At 66.1% G+C, this 18,061-nt stretch carries 17 protein-coding genes; 11 read left to right on the top strand and 6 right to left on the bottom strand.

What is annotated here, in order from left to right; translation table 11 throughout:
- Window positions 1–82 precede the first annotated feature (82 nt).
- The 3 genes from P0204_RS12180 to P0204_RS12170 form a co-directional block, all read right to left on the bottom strand.
- The gene (locus P0204_RS12180; RefSeq protein ID WP_276179575.1) at window positions 83–943 is read right to left on the bottom strand and encodes a CheF family chemotaxis protein; all 861 of its coding nucleotides are present in this window, start codon (window positions 941–943) and stop codon (window positions 83–85) included.
- A 121-nt stretch (window positions 944–1,064) separates the two neighbouring features.
- Window positions 1,065–1,916, bottom strand: coding sequence for a CPBP family glutamic-type intramembrane protease (locus tag P0204_RS12175; RefSeq protein WP_276179573.1), 852 nt, complete (start codon window positions 1,914–1,916; stop codon window positions 1,065–1,067).
- Between the two features lie 93 nt (window positions 1,917–2,009).
- Window positions 2,010–3,173: a Fic family protein gene (locus P0204_RS12170; RefSeq protein ID WP_276179571.1), complete on the bottom strand. Its 1,164-nt coding sequence runs from the start codon at window positions 3,171–3,173 to the stop codon at window positions 2,010–2,012.
- Between the two features lie 172 nt (window positions 3,174–3,345).
- Between P0204_RS12170 and acs (P0204_RS12165) the strand changes: the two genes are divergently transcribed.
- The 9 genes from acs (P0204_RS12165) to P0204_RS12125 all read left to right on the top strand — a co-directional run bounded on the left by acs (P0204_RS12165) (window position 3,346) and on the right by P0204_RS12125 (window position 13,233).
- Entirely contained in the window at window positions 3,346–5,289 is a 1,944-nt protein-coding gene (acs, locus tag P0204_RS12165; protein WP_276179569.1) for an acetate--CoA ligase, read from the top strand.
- A 141-nt stretch (window positions 5,290–5,430) separates the two neighbouring features.
- A complete protein-coding gene (locus P0204_RS12160; protein WP_276179567.1) occupies window positions 5,431–7,101 on the top strand; it encodes a bacterio-opsin activator domain-containing protein in 1,671 nt (556 codons plus the stop codon).
- A 69-nt stretch (window positions 7,102–7,170) separates the two neighbouring features.
- Window positions 7,171–9,165, top strand: coding sequence for an acetate--CoA ligase (acs, locus tag P0204_RS12155; RefSeq protein WP_276179565.1), 1,995 nt, complete (start codon window positions 7,171–7,173; stop codon window positions 9,163–9,165).
- 72 nt (window positions 9,166–9,237) lie between these two features.
- On the top strand, window positions 9,238–9,681 hold the full coding sequence (locus P0204_RS12150) for a DUF4212 domain-containing protein (RefSeq protein ID WP_276179563.1): 444 nt from the start codon (window positions 9,238–9,240) through the stop codon (window positions 9,679–9,681).
- 65 nt (window positions 9,682–9,746) lie between these two features.
- On the top strand, window positions 9,747–11,354 hold the full coding sequence (locus P0204_RS12145) for a VC_2705 family sodium/solute symporter (RefSeq protein WP_276223271.1): 1,608 nt from the start codon (window positions 9,747–9,749) through the stop codon (window positions 11,352–11,354).
- A 2-nt stretch (window positions 11,355–11,356) separates the two neighbouring features.
- On the top strand, window positions 11,357–11,818 hold the full coding sequence (locus tag P0204_RS12140) for a universal stress protein (protein WP_276179561.1): 462 nt from the start codon (window positions 11,357–11,359) through the stop codon (window positions 11,816–11,818).
- An 8-nt stretch (window positions 11,819–11,826) separates the two neighbouring features.
- Window positions 11,827–12,060, top strand: coding sequence for a DUF8119 family protein (locus tag P0204_RS12135; RefSeq protein ID WP_276179559.1), 234 nt, complete (start codon window positions 11,827–11,829; stop codon window positions 12,058–12,060).
- A 100-nt stretch (window positions 12,061–12,160) separates the two neighbouring features.
- Complete coding sequence (locus tag P0204_RS12130; protein WP_276179557.1) at window positions 12,161–12,310, top strand: hypothetical protein; 150 nt, start codon at window positions 12,161–12,163, stop codon at window positions 12,308–12,310.
- Window positions 12,311–12,564: 254 nt separating this feature from the next.
- Entirely contained in the window at window positions 12,565–13,233 is a 669-nt protein-coding gene (locus P0204_RS12125) for a helix-turn-helix domain-containing protein (protein ID WP_276179555.1), read from the top strand.
- Between the two features lie 159 nt (window positions 13,234–13,392).
- Here P0204_RS12125 and P0204_RS12120 read toward each other — a convergent pair whose 3' ends face one another.
- From P0204_RS12120 to P0204_RS12110, 3 genes are all read right to left on the bottom strand, one after another.
- Window positions 13,393–14,253 (bottom strand): CheF family chemotaxis protein, encoded by an 861-nt coding sequence (locus P0204_RS12120; protein WP_276179552.1) that lies wholly within the window; start codon window positions 14,251–14,253, stop codon window positions 13,393–13,395.
- Between the two features lie 72 nt (window positions 14,254–14,325).
- The gene (locus P0204_RS12115; RefSeq protein ID WP_276179550.1) at window positions 14,326–14,595 is read right to left on the bottom strand and encodes a hypothetical protein; all 270 of its coding nucleotides are present in this window, start codon (window positions 14,593–14,595) and stop codon (window positions 14,326–14,328) included.
- Window positions 14,596–14,634: 39 nt separating this feature from the next.
- Window positions 14,635–15,447 (bottom strand): undecaprenyl-diphosphate phosphatase, encoded by an 813-nt coding sequence (locus P0204_RS12110; protein ID WP_276179548.1) that lies wholly within the window; start codon window positions 15,445–15,447, stop codon window positions 14,635–14,637.
- 90 nt (window positions 15,448–15,537) lie between these two features.
- Between P0204_RS12110 and P0204_RS12105 the strand changes: the two genes are divergently transcribed.
- Entirely contained in the window at window positions 15,538–16,647 is a 1,110-nt protein-coding gene (locus tag P0204_RS12105; RefSeq protein ID WP_276179546.1) for a mechanosensitive ion channel family protein, read from the top strand.
- Window positions 16,648–16,719: 72 nt separating this feature from the next.
- Window positions 16,720–17,997 (top strand): tRNA pseudouridine(54/55) synthase Pus10, encoded by a 1,278-nt coding sequence (locus tag P0204_RS12100; RefSeq protein ID WP_276179544.1) that lies wholly within the window; start codon window positions 16,720–16,722, stop codon window positions 17,995–17,997.
- Window positions 17,998–18,061: the final 64 nt, after the last annotated feature.

Genomic DNA, 18,061 nt, shown 5'->3' with positions numbered 1-18,061 from the left:
CAGGAGTTCGCCGAACGTCTCGTCATCGCGTTGCACCGCCTCAAGCGTCCGTTTTGTTCCTCGGAGGTGCGAACGAATGGGCTCATTGCTCTCCCATCCGCTCGCCAGCGACCCGTCGCCCTTTCGTCGTCAGGTTCACTTCGGTCCGCTCGCGGACGACGCTGATCACGTCGAGTTCGATGAGCCGGTCGAAGATCGCCTCGGTCTTTTCGACGTCGATGCCGACGAAGTTCGGGATGTCGAACGGGGAGACGCCCGAGTGTAAGGCCATGATGACGCGTTTCTCCGTCGAGGAGAGGTCCAGATCGGCCCGGTTCTGCTCGGCGCTCTCCTCTAGCATGACCTGGAGGACGGTCGCGTGGAACTCGTCGCCGGCGAGGTGGGTCTCGACGCTGATCCCTTCCTCGGAGTGTTCGACCTCGATGACGGCCCGTTCCTCGCCGCCGATGTCCTTGTCCTCGACGGCCAGATCACCGATGTCGGCTCGGTCGATGGTGACTGCTTGCCCGTCGGCCATCGCGACCTGCAACGCCTCGTCGCTGACTTTCAGCCGGCCTTTCGTCCACTCGGCGTTCTGGACGACGCCGCCTTTCAGTGCGGGATGTTGGACCCGGATGACCGCGCCGTTCAGGCTCGCCCGATAGAAGTCCGTCTCGAACTCGGCGTGGTTCGACGCGGAGACGAGGATCACGTCCTCGCCGACGTGGAAGCCGACGTACTCGGAGACGCCGGCGCTCTGTTGGTTGACGTCGAAACGGTCGGCGATCCGGTCGATCTCGTCGAGCGCGATCTGGCGCTTGTCGTCGGCCATCAGCGCGATGCGTTCGGTGGTGAGGATGATCCGGCAGTTCTGCCACTCGGCGTCGGTCAGCCGCTGGCCTTGGGACACCGCGAGTAGGTACTTCCCCTGCGTGTCCGCGATCTTCTTCTCGGTGTTGCTCATCCCCGTAACTGCCTCAGTTGTGCCCTTATAGACAATCGAGAATATAAGTTCCGCCGCCAGTATCGCCTGCGACAATTGGCGGTGGGTCAACCCTGGGGAGAAGTGCAGGGCGGCCGCCCGGTCAGTCGTCAGACGGCACGGAGGCAGACACGCCGGGACGACCGAACAGCGGTCCTTCGGTTCCGGTCAGCCGATAGAGCGCGAACACGGCCGCGACGATGGCAGTGTACTCGACGAACGGGAGTAGGTAGTGGACCAAGCCCTCGGTGTGGACAGTCACGAGGAACGGCGGCTGGTTCATCGTCGCGTGGAACAGCGCCACCAGCCAGAGGTTCCCGCTCAGCGCGTAGACGAGTCCGAATGCGAGTCCGGCCGCGGTCAGTCCGAGTAGGCGGGCGGCCAGATCGACACCGACGCTGTGGCCGGACATGAGGAACCACCGCGGGAGGTGGAAGAGCGCGAACAGTACGGCCACGACGCTGATCCCGACGCCGGTTGCCCGACGGCTCCGCTCGCCGACCAAGGAGGCGACGCTCCCCTGGAGGTACCCCCGGAAGAGGAGTTCCTCCGGAAGGGCGGTAAACAGCAACGAGCTTCCGAACGCCGCGAGATACAGGAGCGGGTGGGCCGCGACTCGCGACGCGCCGGCGGAGAACCCGGGAACACCGCCGATCGCGAGCACGGCCGCGACGGCGTTGTAGAGCGCCCAGAACGCGGTGACGACGGCGAGTGCGACGCCGAGTGAGCGGACGGACGGGACGACCGAGCGCGGTTCGATCCCCTCGGCGAGGAAGGCACCGACCGCGAGGCCGACGAGGAAGACACCCCACGCGATCCCAGCAAGCGGGGATGGCGACCCGCCTGTGGAGACCAGCGCGAGCGCGGAGAGGACAAGGACCGTCAACACGTACGTTACGACAGGGATCAGCGGCCCGCCGTCGAACGACTGCGGACCGATGTCAGGGCGTGACATCCCGTCGACGTTCACGGGCTGGCGATAAAGTAATTCATATCGCGCGCCGGGGATCGGTCGTGGCATCGGCGTTGCGAACGGCCTCCGGTTCACTCAGTACGTCTGCGGTGGCCGTTCGAGGATCTCGAAGATCTCGCGGGCACGGTACTCCTTGTTGCGCTGGTTTCCTGTCACTTCCTCCAAGAGGCCCTCGTCAACCAGCGTGTCGATGGCGCGGGAGGCGGTCGACCGTTCGACGTCGAGCGAGTTTGCGGCCGACTGTATCGTCAGATAGGGCTGTTCGAAAAGGCGACACGCCAGACGGTTTTTCGAGTACTGGACGCCGCCGTACTCCGCCTGGTAGCGACGCCGCAGGTCGTCGAGAGCGAGCGTCCGCTCGACGGACTCCTCAGCCTGTCTCGCGACACCACGGATGAAAAATGACAGCCAGTCCTCCCAGTCGCCACGGGCCCGAACAGCCCCCATCCGGTCCACGTACGCCTCCTTGTTCCGATTGAAGTACTCGCTGAGATAGAGGTTCGGCCGTTCGAGCAGCCCACGGTCGTACAACTGGAGTGTAATGAGGAGGCGACCGAGCCGTCCGTTGCCATCACCGTACGGATGGATCGTTTCGAACTGGTAGTGAAACAATGCAATATCGACGAGCGTGTGGTAGCTCCCGCCGGTCCGGTAGTACGTCACCAGCGCGTCCATCAGGCCATCTATCTCGTTCGGTACCGGCGGGAAGAAATCGCCCAGGTGGTTCGGCGTCGTCTTGTAGCGACCGATGGTGTCGGTGTCGACGCGATCGTCGGGAACACCGGTCAGTAGCGTTTCATGGAGGCCATGGAACAGTTCGACGGAGAGTGATTCACCGTTATCAAGCGTGTCGAGTCCGTCTTCGACCGCCTGCTCGTAGTTGAGAACCTCCTGTGTGTCTTTCGTATCGCTGTCTCTCTCGTTATCGACAGTCTCGTCGAGTTGTCGCGTTTCGAGCCTGTAAAGAGCGTTGTAGTCGACATCGGCGCCTTCGATCTCGGCGGATTCCATCGCTTCTTTCCGGAGGAGTGACGTGTAGAGGACGGGTGGGAAATCCAGTTCCAGGCTGATGCCGCTGAGCTTTCCGAGCCAGAAGGTCGCATCGGCGAGGAGTTCGTAAAACTCCCTCGTCAGTTCGAGGTCACGAGCCGGCGGTAGTGGGTCAGGTCTGAAATACGACCGTCTCCCGTAGGGGACGAGTTCGCCAGGCGCTTCGCGTTCAATTTCAGTGTCGTCCATGCACGTTTGGAGGGTATTTCCCCCAGTTGCATGAATTTGGTGCCACTGAATGCACACACTGGCAGTCAAATTGTGCTATCGGTGCGTATGAGCGGGGAAAGACAACACCTTCCGGGACTGTCAGACGTAGCTAGAAGGAACGTTTTTCCCCGACGGCACAAAGGTTACACCGATGACACCGGGTAAGGGGTCGGGCCGGGACACGGCCCTCTCCGAACGGCCAGCCCTGGACCCGCCGTCGTGGTTCACCGAGCAGGCCAACGTCCAGGACCCCTCGATCACTGAGCGGTTCGAGGACGACTGGCCGGACTGCTGGGCGGCCGCGGCCGACCTGCTGGAGTGGGACCGCGAGTACGACGCCGTCTTCCGCGGCAGCGAGGAGCCACCCTTCGAGTGGTTCCCCGGCGGGCGGCTCAACGCCTCGTACAACTGCCTGGATCGACACCTCCCCGAACGTAAGAACCAGTTGGCGCTCATCTGGGAGGGCCACCTGGGCGAGTCCCGCAGCTACACCTACCGGGAGCTGTACCGCGAGGTCAACGCCTTCGCGGCGGCCCTGCGCGAACGGGGGGTCACCCAGGACGACGTGGTGACGGTCTACCTCCCGATGGTGCCCGAACTCCCGGTCACGATGCTTGCCTGTGCCCGCCTGGGCGTTCGCCACAACGTCGTCTTCGCCGGCTTCTCGGCGGACGCGCTGGCCGAGCGGATGGAGCGGACCGGCTCGGAGTATCTCGTCACGTGTGACGGCTACTACCGGCGTGGCAGCGCCGTCGCACAGAAGAACAAGGCCGACAACGCCCGCATCGCGGTCGAACAGGCCGTCGAGGTGGTCGTGGTCGACAGCCTGGGACTGGACGTCCACCTCGGCGAGGGGTACCACGACTACGACAGCCTGCTGGAGCGCCACCGCGGGACCGACGTGGAACCGGTCCCGCGGGCCGCCGACGACCCGCTCTTTCGGATCTACACCTCGGGGACGACGGGCGAACCCAAAGCCGTCGACCACACGACCGGCGGGTATCTCGCCCACGTCGCCTGGACGAGCCAGTCCGTCCTGGACATCAAGCCCGACGACACCTACTGGTGTTCGGCCGACATCGGCTGGATCACCGGCCACTCCTACATCGTCTACGGCCCGCTCGCGCTGGGGACGACGACGGTCCTATACAACGGGACGCCCGACCACCCCGAGAAAGACCGGCTGTGGGAGCTGATCGACCGCTACGCCGTCGACGTCTTCTATACAGCGCCGACGGCGATCCGGGCGTTCATGAAGTGGGGCGAGGAGTACCCCGCCGAACACGACCTCTCCAGCCTGCGCCTGCTGGGGACCGTCGGCGAACCCATCGACCGGCGCGCCTGGGAGTGGTACCGCGAGCACATCGGCGGCGGCGAGTGCCCGGTCGTCGACACCTGGTGGCAGACCGAGACCGGCGCGATCCTCGTCTCGACGCTGCCTGGCGTCGACGAGATGAAACCCGGGTCGGCGGGCAAGCCACTGCCCGGGATCGAGACGGCCGTCGTCGACCCTGCCGGCCAGGCGGTCGAGCAGGGGACCGCGGGCGAACTCGTCGTCACCCGTCCCTGGCCCGGGATGCCGAAGTCCCTGCTTGCCGGCGAGCGGTGGGGTGAAGCGGCCACCCGTGGCGACGAGTGGCGCTACTACCCCGAGGACGGCGTCGTCGAGGACGACGACGGCTATCTAACGTTCCTGGGACGGGTCGACGACGCGATCAACGTCGCGGGGCGGCGTTTCTCGACGATGGAACTAGAATCGACGGTCGCCGGCGTTCCCGGCGTCGCCGAGGCGGCCGTGGTCGGCGCTGACCACCCGACGACGGGGACGGCGATCTACGCCTACGTCTCGCCCGAGCGCGGTCGCTCCGAGGAGCACCTGCGCGAGGAGATCGAGGCCGCCGTCGCCGACGCCATCGGCGAGATGGCGACCCCCCGCGAGATCGTCTTCACCCCCGACCTCCCGAAGACCCGCTCGGGGAAGGTGATGCGACGGCTCCTGACGGCGGTCGCCAACGACGAGGAACTGGGCGACATCAGCGCCCTGCGGAACCCGGCGATCCTCGGCGAGTTGCGGACGACCACCTCGAACCGGTGACAGCGTTTCGGATATTCTCTAATAGTCGAAACAGCTATCGGCCAGTTCCACTACTTGAACAACAAATATCGACGAGAGCCCCGAGGATAGTCGGACGGCTGCGACAGGCTTATTTCGGCTGTCTCAAAATAACCGAAACAGATGACAGAGAGCCCGGACGTACTCGGCCGGCGCGGCTACCGGCGGCTCCGTCGAGCCGCCGACACGCACCGGGCCGATCTCGTCGTGCGGTTGGGCGCCGAAGTCGGGCTCCGGCCGGCCGAGATGTGTCGGCTCCGGACCGGGGACATCGAGCCGGACGGCGACGCGTACTTCCTCGCGGTCCGGGCCGACGACGGGATCGCCCGCGAGACCTACCTCCCGGCCGACGTGGAACACGACGTCCGGAAGTACGCCCGGTCGAACGGCCGGGACGCCGAGGAACCGCTGTTCGATGTCTCACCCCGCCGGCTCCAGATGCTGGTCGGCGAAGTCGCCACCCGCGCGGCCGAGGACCATCCGGAACTAGCCGACGTTTCCTCCCGGGACCTTCGCTGGCGGTTCGCCGCCGCGCTGCTAGACGACGGTGTCCCGCCCCACGTCGTCTGTGCGCTGGGCGGGTGGGAGCGACTTGACCGGTTGCAACCGCTCGTGAGCGAGCCCGATCGAACCGACGTGTTAGCGGCAGTCGGCGGGACCGGCGAGGGCGGGACATCCCCCACGCTCCGCCGGCTCGCCGCCGTCCTCGCCGATATCGGCGAGACGGTGGTCGGCGCCGGGACGGGGACGGAGATCGAACAGACGGTCTGTGATCGCGTCGCCGAGACCGAGGGGTTCGCGTTCGCGTGGGTCGCCGAACGGACCGGCGACGGGTTCACACGCCAGGCCACGGCGGGAACCGAGCCGGAGACCGCGACGGCGCAGCTCCAACGCCACGAGACACCGCTGACGGCCGTCGTCGACGACGGAACGGTGCGTGTCGTCGAGGACGGCGGGTTCGTCGCGGTCCCGATCGTCCGGGGCGACACCGTCGCCGGCGTGTTGGCCGTCGGGACCGACGCCGTCGACGACGCCACGCGGGACCTGCTTGCGGCGCTCGGCGCACAGATCGGCCACGGGCTGGCAGCCGTCCAGCGCAAGCGGCTCCTGCTTGCCGATACCGTGACCGAGTTGACCTTCGAGTGTACGGACAGCCACGCGGTGACCGTCGGCCTCTCGACCGCGCTCGGTTGTACGGTCGAACTCTCCGGACTAGTCCCCGTCGGCGGCGGGTCGTTACTGTACTATCTCACCGTCGAGGGAGCATCGGCCGGCCCGGTGCTGTCACACCTCACCGACGCCACGGACGTCTCCGACGCACGCCTCATCGAGGACTACGGCGAGGGTGCCCTGCTGGAGGTCGTCGTCACCGACGCGCCCGCGCTCGCGCTGATCGAACGTGGTGGACGGGTCCAGGAACTGACAGTCGCCGACGGAACCGCGACGCTGGTCACCGAACTGCCCGGCGACACCGACGTTCGTCCCGTCGTCGACGCCGTCGTCGCCGCGTACCCGGAGACGACCCTGGCCGCCAAACGCGAGACGGACCGGCCCGTCGAGAGCGAGACGGGCTTTCGCGACCGGCTGTCGGACCGGCTGACCGACCGCCAGGAGACGGTCCTGCGGGCGGCGTTCCACAGCGGCTACTTCGAGTGGCCGCGGGGCTCGACGGCCGAGGAGCTGGCCGACTCGCTGGACGTCTCTTCACCGACACTACACAACCACCTCAGACGGGCACAACAGAAGGTTCTGACCGCGTTCTTCACCGACGGTCCCGTCGAAGATTCGCCCTGAACCGGGCTACGCGTTAGCACAATTAGCTACCCCGTTTATATGCCGCCTGGGTATTGTTGGTTATAGACTATGTCAGAAGAAGATGTGCAACTGGAGGCCCGGCTCGAGGAACAGGCGGTCTTCGAACCGCCGGAATCGTTCGTCGAGCAGGCCAATATTTCCGACGAGGGTATCTACGACGAGTTCGAGGAGAACTGGCCCGCCTGCTGGGAACAGGCCGCCGACTTACTCGACTGGGAGGACTCCTACGACCAGGTACTGGACGACTCGAACCCCCCCTTCTACGAGTGGTTCACAGGTGGGTCACTGAACGCCTCGGCGAACTGTGTCGACCGGCATCTCGACGAGCGCGGCGACGAAGCCGCGATCGAGTGGGTCGGCGAACCCGTCGAGGAGGACAACGTCACCTACACCTACGAAGAACTCCACCGCGAGGTCAACGAGTTCGCGGCGGCACTGCGCGAGCAGGGAGTCGGCGAAGACGACGTCGTCACGATGTATATGCCGATGATCCCCCAGCTCCCCATCGCGATGCTGGCCTGTGCCCGCATCGGGGCGCCCCACTCGGTGGTCTTCGCCGGCTTCTCGGCGGACGCGCTGGCCACGCGGATGAACGCCGCCGACTCCGAGTATCTGGTCACCTGTGACGGCTACTATCGGCGCGGTGACCCGCTCGACCACCTGGAGAAGGCAAACGAGGGACTAGAGGGCGTCGACCACGAGGTCCAGACGGTCGCCGTCGCCGAACGGCTGCTGGACGGGGACGGCTTCGACCACGACTACGCCGACAACCAGGTCGCCTTCGACGAACTCTCCGCTGCCCACGAAGGCGAGAGCGTCGAGCCGGTCTCCCGGGACGCCGAGGACATGCTGTTCCTGATGTACACCTCCGGGACCACCGGCGAACCCAAAGGCGTCAAACACACGACGGGTGGGTATCTCTCGTATGCCGCCTGGACCAGCCAGGCCGTCCTGGACATCAAGCCCGACGACACGTACTTCTGCTCGGCCGATATCGGCTGGATCACGGGCCACTCCTACATTATCTACGGCCCGCTGGCGCTGGGGACGACGACGATGATGTACGAGGGGACGCCGGACTACCCGGACAAGGACCGCCTCTGGCAGATCATCGAGGACTACGAGGCGACCCAACTGTACACGGCACCGACGGCGATCCGGGCGTTCATGAAGTGGGGCGAGGAGTACCCCGACAGCCACGACCTCTCCAGCCTGCGCCTGCTGGGCACCGTCGGCGAGCCGATCAACCCCCGGGCCTGGAAATGGTACTACAAGCACATCGGCGACGAGTCCTGCCCGGTGGTCGACACCTGGTGGCAGACCGAAACCGGCGGGATGATGCTGACGACGTTGCCCGGCGTCGGGGACATGAAACCCGGCTCCGCCGGCCCGCCTCTGCCCGGCCTCAGCGCCGACATCGTCGACGTCAGCGGCAGCCCGGTCGAGGCCGGCAAGGCCGGCTACCTCGTGGTGAACAAGCCCTGGCCCGGGATGCTCCGGACCCTCTACAAGAACGACGAGCGGTTCATCGACGAGTACTGGCGCGAGTACTCCGATATCGACAGCGACGACCCCGAAGACTGGGTGTACTTCCCCGAAGACGGGGCCAAGATCGACCAGGACGGCTACATCACCGTCCTGGGTCGCGTCGACGACGTGTTGAACGTCTCGGGGCATCGCCTCGGGACCATGGAGATCGAGAGCGCCATCGTCGGCGTCGAGGGGGTCGCCGAGGCCGCCGTCGTCGGCGGGAACCACGAGATCAAAGGCGAGGCCGTCTACGCCTACGTCATCACCGAGGACGGTGCCGACGAGGACGAGGAGCTCCGGGAGCGGATCATCGAGGCGGTCGAGGACGCGATCGGCCCGATCGCCCGGCCCGAGCAGGTCATCTTCACGCCTGAGCTGCCGAAGACTCGGTCCGGGAAGATCATGCGGCGGTTGCTCGAAGACATCGCGAACGGGGAGGAACTGGGCGACACCAGTACGCTGCGCAACCCCGACGTCGTCAGCGATATCGCGACGAAGGTGCGCGGGGACTGAGCGAGCCCCGCACCTGTCGAATTGAGACGCGGATTCGGGACGGACAACAGACACACATGCAGTCGACAATCCATGACAGATAACGACACTCACGATAGCGTCGAGACCGACGGCGGTACCGCCACACAGCCAGCACAGGCACACCGAAACACGAACTACCTGGACGAGGAGGTGAACATCCTCAAACCGAGTACGGCGTTCATGCGGGACCACCTCCGGGTGGTCTGGACGAGTTTCGTCGTCTGGGCGTTGATCGTCTTCGGGCCGGTCACGCTCACCGCTATCGCACCCGGCCCGATGAGCCAGACGATGCCGGTACTCGGCTTCCCGTTGCACTACTTCCTCGTCGCCTTCTGTGCGCCGACGGGGGCGCTGATCCTGGCGGCGATCTACGCCCGGAAACGGGACAGCCTGGACGAGAAGTACGGGATCGATCACAGCACGCCCGACACCGGTGGTGACACCGGCGGCGGCCCGGACGACGCGGCCGCCACCGACGGAGGTGTCGAACAGTGATCCCGCTCCAGGCGGAGGCGCTCGACATCTCGTTCAAGCTCCTGCCGGCGATCATCGTCTTCCTGATGATGGCCTCCTTCCTCGTCATCGGCTACGTCTTCAAGGTGGCCGACACCGAGGGGATGTGGGTCGCCGGCCGGGGCATCGGGAACATCGAGAACGGGATGGCGATCGGCGCGAACTGGATGTCGGCCGCCTCCTATCTCGGACTGGCCGGGCTGGTCGCCCTCTCGGGCTTCTACGGGGTGGCTTTCATCGTCGGCTGGACCACGGGCTACTTCGTCCTGCTCATCTTCCTGGCCGCACAGATGCGCCGGTTCGGGAAGTACACCGCGCCGGACTTCGTCGCCGACCGGTTCAACTCGCCGATGGCCCGCGCGCTGGCGGCGTTTACCACGCTGTTGATCGCGTACGTCTACTCGGTGGGCCAGGCCCGCGGGATGGGCCTTGTCGGCCAGTACGTCTTCGGACTCGATATCATCCCGATGATCGTCGTGATGATGACGATCACCGTCGGCTACCTCGCGTTGTCGGGGATGTTGGGCGCGACCAAGAACATGGCCGTCCAGTACGTCATCCTCATCGTCGCGTTCCTGGCCGGCGTCTACGTGGTCGGGTTCAGCCAGGGCTACTCGACGATCCTCCCGCAGATCGAGTACGGCGCGCTGTTCAGCGAACTCAGCCGGCAGTTCTCCGAGCCGTTCCGGGCGAACTCCTACTACCTGTGGGTCGCGACGGCGTTCTCGCTGATCTTCGGGACCTGTGGCCTCCCACACGTCCTGGTGCGGTTCTACACGGTCCAGAACGAGCGGACGGCCCGCTGGTCGACCGTCTCGGGCCTGTTCTTCATCATGCTGCTGTACTGGGCGGCGCCCGCGATGGCCGCCTTCGGCGTCGACCTGTTCGCGGCGGTCAACAACATCTCCCCCGACGCGGTCTACAACGGCGAACAGGCGATGTCGGGCGCGGAAGGTGACGTCATCGTCGTCCTCGCGGCGCAGTTCGCCGACCTGCCGACGTGGTTCGTCGGGCTGGTCGCCGCCGGCGGGATGGCCGCGGCGATCGCGACCACCGCGGGGCTGTTCATCACGGCCTCCTCGGCGGTCGCCCACGACATCTACTCCGAACTGATCAACCCCGACGCGACCCAGCGCCAGCAGGTCCTCATCGGCCGGGCGACCATCGTCGCCATCGGCGCGCTGGTGACCGTCACCGCGTTCAACCCGCCGGCGCTGATCGGCGAACTGGTCGCCTACGCGTTCTCCCTCGCCGGAACCGTGCTGTTCCCGATGTTCTTCCTGGGTCTGTGGTGGGAGAACACCAACCGACAGGGTGCGCTGGCCGGTATGACGACCGGCCTGCTGCTGTGGATCGGCTCGGTCGTCAACAGCGTCCTGCCGGCCTACGTCGGCTTCCTCGCCGACATCGCCGGCGGCCCCGGACAGGCGATCATCCCCATCTACGCACAGTACGTCCCGCCGATCGGCGCGGCACTTATCGGGACCCCGCTGGTGTTCCTGGTCACGATTGCCGTCTCGCTGGTGACCCCCGAGCCACCACTGGAGACCAAGAAGATGGTCCGACAGTGTCACAGCCCCGAACCGATGGGTCAGCAACAGAGCGCGGAAGACATCGTCTCCAATAGCGGCGGCGAGACGCCCGCGGACGACTAACAATGTACGACCATATCCTCATTCCGACGGACGGAAGCGACACCGCGAACGCCGCGGTCGACCACGCGGTCGATCTGGCCGAGAAATACGGCGCCGAACTCCACGCGCTGTACGTCGTGGACGTCAACGCCGTGAACTTCGGCCTCGGTACCGAACAGGTCGACCGCATCAGACAGGGGAACTTCGGCGAGATGACCGAACTCAAAGAGAAGGCCGACGAGGCGACCGGCGCGGTCACCTCGGTCGCCGCCGACCACGGCGTCGAAGTCCGCGAGGAAGTCCGCGTGGGGACCCCCCACGACGTCATCGCCGGCTACGCCGACAGCAACGACATCGACCTCGTCGTGATGGGTAGTCACGGCCGATCCGGCGTCCGACGGGCACTGCTCGGGAGCGTCACCGAGCGCGTCCTCCGGTCGACCCACGTCCCGGTGCTCGTCGTCGACGAACACGAGGAGGACTGATCGTGCCGATGGCATCCGGCAAGGGGCTGCTCGAAACGATCGGCGAGCACGTCCAGGAGCACCGCTCCGGGATGGTCGTCGACTTCGTGTTCGCTCTGACCTGGGTGACCGTCGTCACCGTTATCTTCGACGTGCTCCTGGGCGCTCCCCAGTGGGTGTACTACCTCGCCCTGGCCGGCGGCGTCGTCGCCTACTACGGCTTCTTCTGGTCGCTGGACGCAGTGAGTACCGAGGCCGACTGAAAGGTCCGCCCCGGAACGTCCAGCGTTCGCCGGCAGTATATAAAGGTCTTATACCGATAAGCCGGACACCGATGCGGTACGGCCCCCTTCGTTTATCTGTATGACACAGAGACCCCGCATCCAGGACAGCCCCGAAACGGCCGAACCGAAGTTCTACCTCCCCGCCGGGTCCACTGCCCCGCTGGTAGTCGATCGGTTGGAGTCGGTCTGGGCGACGCTGTTCGACAACGGTGTCGCTCAATCGAGATAGCCGTAGACGAGTCCACAGGAGAGCCGGTTCACCCCTGCGGTTCTGAATCGACTCGGCAGTCCGAACGACACGCGCGAGGCATACGTATATCAGCACTCCCGTCGTATTTGAAGGTCATAGCCAACCGAGCGACGTGACCCGCCGAAGGGCCACCGATACGACGGCAATCGAACGTGTTCCAGTGTCGGTCTCCGCCGAGCGTCCGAAGGCCCGCCGATCGCGAAGTACCCCGAAGACGATTTCCCGACAGAACAATGGCCGATATCAAAGCAGTCGTCGAAGTCGAGCATCCCGACATCGTCCTCACGGGAGCGGTCCGTCACGACAGCAGTTCGACTGTCAGGTCGGTATCGGAGGCGGGAACTGACCCGACCTCCGGGAAGTTCTTCTATCGAGTGCAGTCGGCCGATCTCGGCCGGTTCGAGGACGGGCTACGGAACGATCACACCATCGGGGAGTTCGAACGGGTTCGTGAAACCGGAGAGGGGAAGGCGATCTACAGCGTGGAGTACTCGGACGAAGCGACGGTGCTCTCGCCGGTCATCTCGACCGCGGGCGGTGTCATCCTCGACATGGAGAACGCGGGTAGCGCCTGGCATCTGACAGTCTGGCTGTCCGAGCGGACGAATCTGGACCGCCTGTGGGAGTACGCCCGACAGAACGACATCGACATCGAACTGCTGCGCGTGAACGAGTACGCTAGCCTCGGGAGTACCGACGCTGGGTTGACCGACAGCCAGCGGGAGGCACTCCTCCTCGCGGTCGAATCGGGGTACTTCGAGGAGCCCCGGAACGCGACGCTCGGTGAGGTCGCCGCCGACCTGGATATCTCGCAACCAGCAGCCAGCGGTCTCCTTCGACGCGCGATCAAGCGGCTGGTGGTCTCCTCGCTGCTGGACGACAGCGAACAGCCGAGCAGGTGAACGCACGCCGTGAGTCCTCGGCGTCTCGCTGCTCGCGGGTCGTTCAGCTCGTCGCTGTGCGTTTCCGAGACCCGACCGAAGGGTGGAGTCTCGCTACTGCTCACGGCTCCTGCCGTCGCCGCTCGCTCTCGGAGATTCCGCACTGCGTTCGGAATCGCCCTACTCCCCGCTCATCGCTTCACTCGCCATGTTCCGCCCCTGGGCGTTCAACGCGACTTCCGTCCGGGTCCGGACCTCGTCGACGGCACCCATCTCCAGGAGCCGCTGGTAGATCTCCTCGACCTCGTCGGGGCTGATCCCGACGAAGTCGGACATCTCGAACGGCGAAACCCCGGAGTACAGCGCCATCAACACCTGACTCTCCATCTCGGAGAGTTCGTAGTCGTCCTCGCGGGCCTCGACGACGCGGGTGAACAGTGCCGCCAGCGCGTTCGTGTGGTGGGCCATCCCCGAGAAATGCGTCTCGACGCTGCGGTCCTGCTGGTCGGTGTGTTCGACCTCGATGACGCGTCTCGAATCCCCCATGACGGTGCTCTCGCTGCTCTCGATAGTCCCCACGTCTTCGATGTCGAACGTCGTCGTGTCGCCACCGGGAAACTGGAGGCGGACTTCGCCGTCGTCGAGGGAGAACCGGGCCTTGCTCCAGTCGGTGTCCTCCTGGACGACGCCGCCGACGACCGCCGGGGTCCGGGCGAGGATGACCTCCCCCTGGAGTGTCGCACGGCAGTACTCCCTCTCGAAGTCCTCGATCCCCGCGTCGACGAGCAGGACGTTGTCGCCGACACGAAGGGGCGTGACCGACCCGCCGACGTCGTCCGGGATCAGCGCCTCGGGATCGTCCGGGACCTCGATCTTCGAGTGGGCGATGGCCTGTCGGTTCCCGTTTGTCGCCAACACGAGGCGTTTGTTGGTGACGACGATCCGGCACGATTGCCACTGGCCGTCCACCGCCTGTCCGTCCCGAACGGCGTAGCGGAAATCGCCGGACGTGTCGACTACCTTTCGTTCGTCACCACTCATGCCCGCTATCGCCGGAAAATTGACCCCGAAGGGTATATAAGTTCCACACCGAAGCCCGGGAGAGCGGCCCCGTCAACCGCCGCCGTTGCCGCCGTACCCACCCGCCTCGGCTCGCATCTCTTTCTCCCGGCGGTCGGTGTCACCGCCGTCGCTGTCTCGGTACTGGCCCCACCGATACAGGAGAGCGAGGACGCCGACGGCGGCGACGCCCACGAGTCCGAGGGTGAGCCAGTCGAGGCTGTTCGGGAGGGCAGCAGCGGAGAGGACGGCAGCGAGGCCGCTCGCGGCCGTCCCCTTCCAGAGCCACAACGGCGCGATGTCCGCGGGATCAGGGTCGCTCATCGCCCCGGTGTTCGTCTCCGCTTGTGGAAAAGACTGGGGTCACAGCGCGACGGCGAGACCGCCGACGAGTCCCAGTCCTCCGAACAGGAAACAGACCGACCAGAACGGGACCCGCCGAACCAGGCGGACCAGCGCGCCGACGGTGAGGTAGCCGACGACAGCGCTGACCGCGAGCGCGACGACGGCGCTTGCGGGTTCGATCGCCGGGACCCCGTCGGTGGCGAGCACCAACCCGTTGGCGGCCAGCGAGGCGGGGATCGACAGCAGGAAGGAGAGCCGGAGCGAGGACTCGCCCTCGTGACCGCGGAGCAACAGCGCGCTGACGGTCGTCCCCGACCGGGAGATCCCGGGGAGTATCGCCAGTCCCTGGAGCCCGCCGACCAGGAGCGCGTCCACCCAGTCCGGCCGCGCCCGCTGGCCCAGCGACACCGCGACAGCGAACCGCTGGAGCACTCCCGTCAGGACGAGCAGGCCACCGATCAGCGCCAGAAAGAGCCCGCCTTCCAGCCCGGAGACGGCCGCGTCGAGCAGTAGATAGGCCGGCAGGCCGGTCACGGCCGTCGCCAGCGTCGCGAGCGCGAGAAAGGAGAGGTCGGCCGTCTCGTCCGCGAAGGGTCGTCGGGTCAGTGATCGGGCGTCGCCGGCCAACTCACGAATCTCGCCCCGGTAGTACGCGACAGCGGCCACGGCCGTCCCGGCGTGGAGGAACAGCGCCAGCCTGGTCGCGGCGTCGGGGTCGACGCCGGTCAGCACCGTCGACGCGATGGCTACCCCGCCCTCGCTGGAGACCGGAATCCACTCCAAGATCCCCTGGAGGAGGCCGAGGACGATCGCGACGAGAATCGGATTCACGTCATGCAGGGCGACGCCCGACGGCAAAACCGGTTCGGTTCCGCTACTCCGACGGTAGCAGTATTTATATTCCAGTCGCGTAGACGTGGCATGCAACTGGACCGTCCCGTCGTGGAACTACTCGCCGGGCTCGCCCCCTGGCAGGGTATCGTCGTCATCGTCGTCGGCTTTCTCGCCTTGGCCGCGCTCGTTCACACAGTCGGTGACCGGTTCGTCAGACAGGTCACCGCCCGGATCGACGGCGACGTCGACGACATCGTCCTCCGGAACCTGCACACGGCGGTGTACCTCTCGCTGGGACTCGTGGGGGCCTACGTCGCGACGGACTTCTACGAGGTCTCGCCGGGGATCGCGGTCCAGCTGGAGGCGGGGACGCTGTCGGCGATCATCGTCGTCTGGATGGTGACGTTGATCCGCTTGGGCCGGAAGGTCTCGACGGCAGTCACCGACAGCAAGTACGTCGACCGTCAGATGGTGCCGATCCTCCAGAACGTCTGGAGCGCGGTGATCTCCATCGTCGGGGTCTTCCTGTTGCTCGTCCTCTGGCAGATCGACGTCACGCCGCTGTTGGCCTCGGCCGGCATCGTCGGGATCATCGTCGGCCTGGCCGCACGGGACACGCTGGCGAACTTCTTCGGCTCGCTGTCGCTGTATCTCGACGGGACCTACCGCGTCGGCGACTACGTCGTCCTGGAGACCGGCGAGCGCGGTCGTGTGGAGGACATCTCCGTGCGCTCGACGGTCGTCCGGACCCGCGACGACATCCTCGTGACCGTCCCGAACGCGACGCTCAACAGCGCCGCAATCGTCAACGAATCGACTCCGAAACGCAAGCGCCGCATCCGGGTCCCCGTCGGCGTCGCCTACGGCACCGACATCGACGAGGTCGAGACGATCCTCCTGGAGATCGCCGAGGCCGAACGGTTGGTCCAGGAGCGTCCCAGTCCACGGGTGCGGTTCCGCGAGTTCGGCGACTCCGCACTGAACTTCGAACTGCTGTGCTGGGTCTCGAACCCCGCGGTGACCGCGCGTGCCATCCACCATCTCAACGGCGCCGTCTACCGTCGGTTCCAGGCCGACGGCATCGAGATCCCCTTCCCCAAGCGGGACATCTCGGTGCGGGCCGTCGACGCGGCCGCCCCGTTCGAGACGACACCCGACCCCAGTCCTGGCGAGGTGTCGACCGACGGCGGACACTGAGCGTCGTCGGGCGAGCCGACTGCCCGGCGGGCGGTCGAAACGCAGTTACGGAGCGCCCGCCACACCCAGACAATGACCGTACTGGAGGACGCTCGGGCGGCCGTCGACGCCGGCCCGCTGTGTGACCACTGTCTGGGTCGGCTGTTCGCGGACCGGAGTTTCGGGCTCTCGAACGCCGAGCGCGGCCGCTCGTTGCGAGTGACGCTCGCACTCGACGCCGACGAACCGTTCGAGGCCGGCGAGGACTGCTGGGTCTGCGAGCGGGAGACCGACCGGATCGACTGGTGGGCCGAGCAGGCCGTCACCGCCGCGCGCGGCTACGAGTTCGACACCTATCAGGTCGGGACGCGCGTCCCGCCGCTGCTCGAAGAGAACGACGCGCTCCTGCGCGAGGACCTCGGGATGGACGAGGACGCGGGCGAGGCGCTCAAGACCGAGTTCAACCGCGAGGTCGGGAAACAGATCGGCGATGCGACCGGCGCGGAAGTCGAGTTCGGCCGCCCGGACGTCCAGTTCACCATCGACCTGGCGACCGACGAGGTCGACGTCCAGGTCAACTCCGCGTTCGTCTACGGCCGCTACCGCAAACTCGAACGGGACATCCCCCAGACGAAGTGGCCCTGCAACGACTGCAACGGCACCGGGCGCTGGCAGGGCCAGCCCTGTGACGGCTGTGACGGGACCGGCTACCGCTACGACGAGAGCGTCGAACAACTGACTGCGCCGGTCGTCGTCGACGCGATGGACGGCGAGTCGGGCACCTTCCACGGCGCCGGCCGCGAGGACGTCGACGCCTTGATGCTCGACTCCGGTCGCCCGTTCGTCGTCGAGGTCGAGAACCCCCGGGTCCGCGACGTCGACACCGACGAACTCGAAGCCGCCGTCAACGCCTTCGCCGACGGGAAAGCCGAGGTCGAGAACCTCCATCTGGCCACCTACGAGATGGTCGAACGCGTCAAGGAACTGGACGCCTCGAAGACCTACCGGATGGACGTGGAGTTCGGCGCACCGGTGACCGACGAGGACCTGCAGGCCGCGCTCGACGAACTGGCGGGGACGACTATCGAACAGGAGACGCCCCAGCGGGTCTCACACCGCCGTGCCGACCTGACACGGACCCGCCAGGTGTACGAGGCGAGCGGCGACTTGGTCGACGAACGCCACGCCGACCTCCGCATCCACGGCGAGGGCGGCCTCTACGTGAAGGAACTGGTCTCCAGCGACGAGGGCCGGACGACACCGAGCCTGTCTGGACTGCTCGGTGTCGAGGCCGTCGTCACCGCGCTCGACGTCGTCGACGTGGAGGGCGAGGACGAACCGTTCCTCACCGAGGAGTACGTCCGGGAGTGAGTCACTTGGGAGGAGCCTATGTTGAGCGTTGGACAACAGTGGTTCTTTCAGCCGATGATTTATA

Source organism: Haloarcula halophila (assembly GCF_029278565.1).
GTDB lineage: Archaea > Halobacteriota > Halobacteria > Halobacteriales > Haloarculaceae > Haloarcula > Haloarcula halophila.
The sequence above is the reverse complement of the archived record's forward strand: the minus strand, read 5'-3'. Positions and strand labels throughout refer to the sequence as shown.

Excerpts from the sequence above, each read along its gene's own strand:
- P0204_RS12115 (WP_276179550.1), bottom strand. The coding sequence starts at position 14,595 with ATGAGCGACCCTGATCCCGCGGACATCGCGCCGTTGTGGCTCTGGAAG.
- acs (WP_276179569.1), top strand. The coding sequence starts at position 3,346 with ATGACACCGGGTAAGGGGTCGGGCCGGGACACGGCCCTCTCCGAACGG.
- P0204_RS12100 (WP_276179544.1), top strand. The coding sequence starts at position 16,720 with ATGACCGTACTGGAGGACGCTCGGGCGGCCGTCGACGCCGGCCCGCTG.
- acs (WP_276179565.1), top strand. The coding sequence starts at position 7,171 with ATGTCAGAAGAAGATGTGCAACTGGAGGCCCGGCTCGAGGAACAGGCG.
- P0204_RS12180 (WP_276179575.1), bottom strand. The coding sequence starts at position 943 with ATGAGCAACACCGAGAAGAAGATCGCGGACACGCAGGGGAAGTACCTA.
- P0204_RS12125 (WP_276179555.1), top strand. The coding sequence starts at position 12,565 with ATGGCCGATATCAAAGCAGTCGTCGAAGTCGAGCATCCCGACATCGTC.
- P0204_RS12175 (WP_276179573.1), bottom strand. The coding sequence starts at position 1,916 with ATGTCACGCCCTGACATCGGTCCGCAGTCGTTCGACGGCGGGCCGCTG.
- P0204_RS12135 (WP_276179559.1), top strand. The coding sequence starts at position 11,827 with ATGGCATCCGGCAAGGGGCTGCTCGAAACGATCGGCGAGCACGTCCAG.
- P0204_RS12140 (WP_276179561.1), top strand. The coding sequence starts at position 11,357 with ATGTACGACCATATCCTCATTCCGACGGACGGAAGCGACACCGCGAAC.
- P0204_RS12105 (WP_276179546.1), top strand. The coding sequence starts at position 15,538 with ATGCAACTGGACCGTCCCGTCGTGGAACTACTCGCCGGGCTCGCCCCC.
- P0204_RS12145 (WP_276223271.1), top strand. The coding sequence starts at position 9,747 with ATGATGGCCTCCTTCCTCGTCATCGGCTACGTCTTCAAGGTGGCCGAC.
- P0204_RS12170 (WP_276179571.1), bottom strand. The coding sequence starts at position 3,173 with ATGGACGACACTGAAATTGAACGCGAAGCGCCTGGCGAACTCGTCCCC.
- P0204_RS12120 (WP_276179552.1), bottom strand. The coding sequence starts at position 14,253 with ATGAGTGGTGACGAACGAAAGGTAGTCGACACGTCCGGCGATTTCCGC.
- P0204_RS12130 (WP_276179557.1), top strand. The coding sequence starts at position 12,161 with ATGACACAGAGACCCCGCATCCAGGACAGCCCCGAAACGGCCGAACCG.
- P0204_RS12150 (WP_276179563.1), top strand. The coding sequence starts at position 9,238 with ATGACAGATAACGACACTCACGATAGCGTCGAGACCGACGGCGGTACC.
- P0204_RS12160 (WP_276179567.1), top strand. The coding sequence starts at position 5,431 with ATGACAGAGAGCCCGGACGTACTCGGCCGGCGCGGCTACCGGCGGCTC.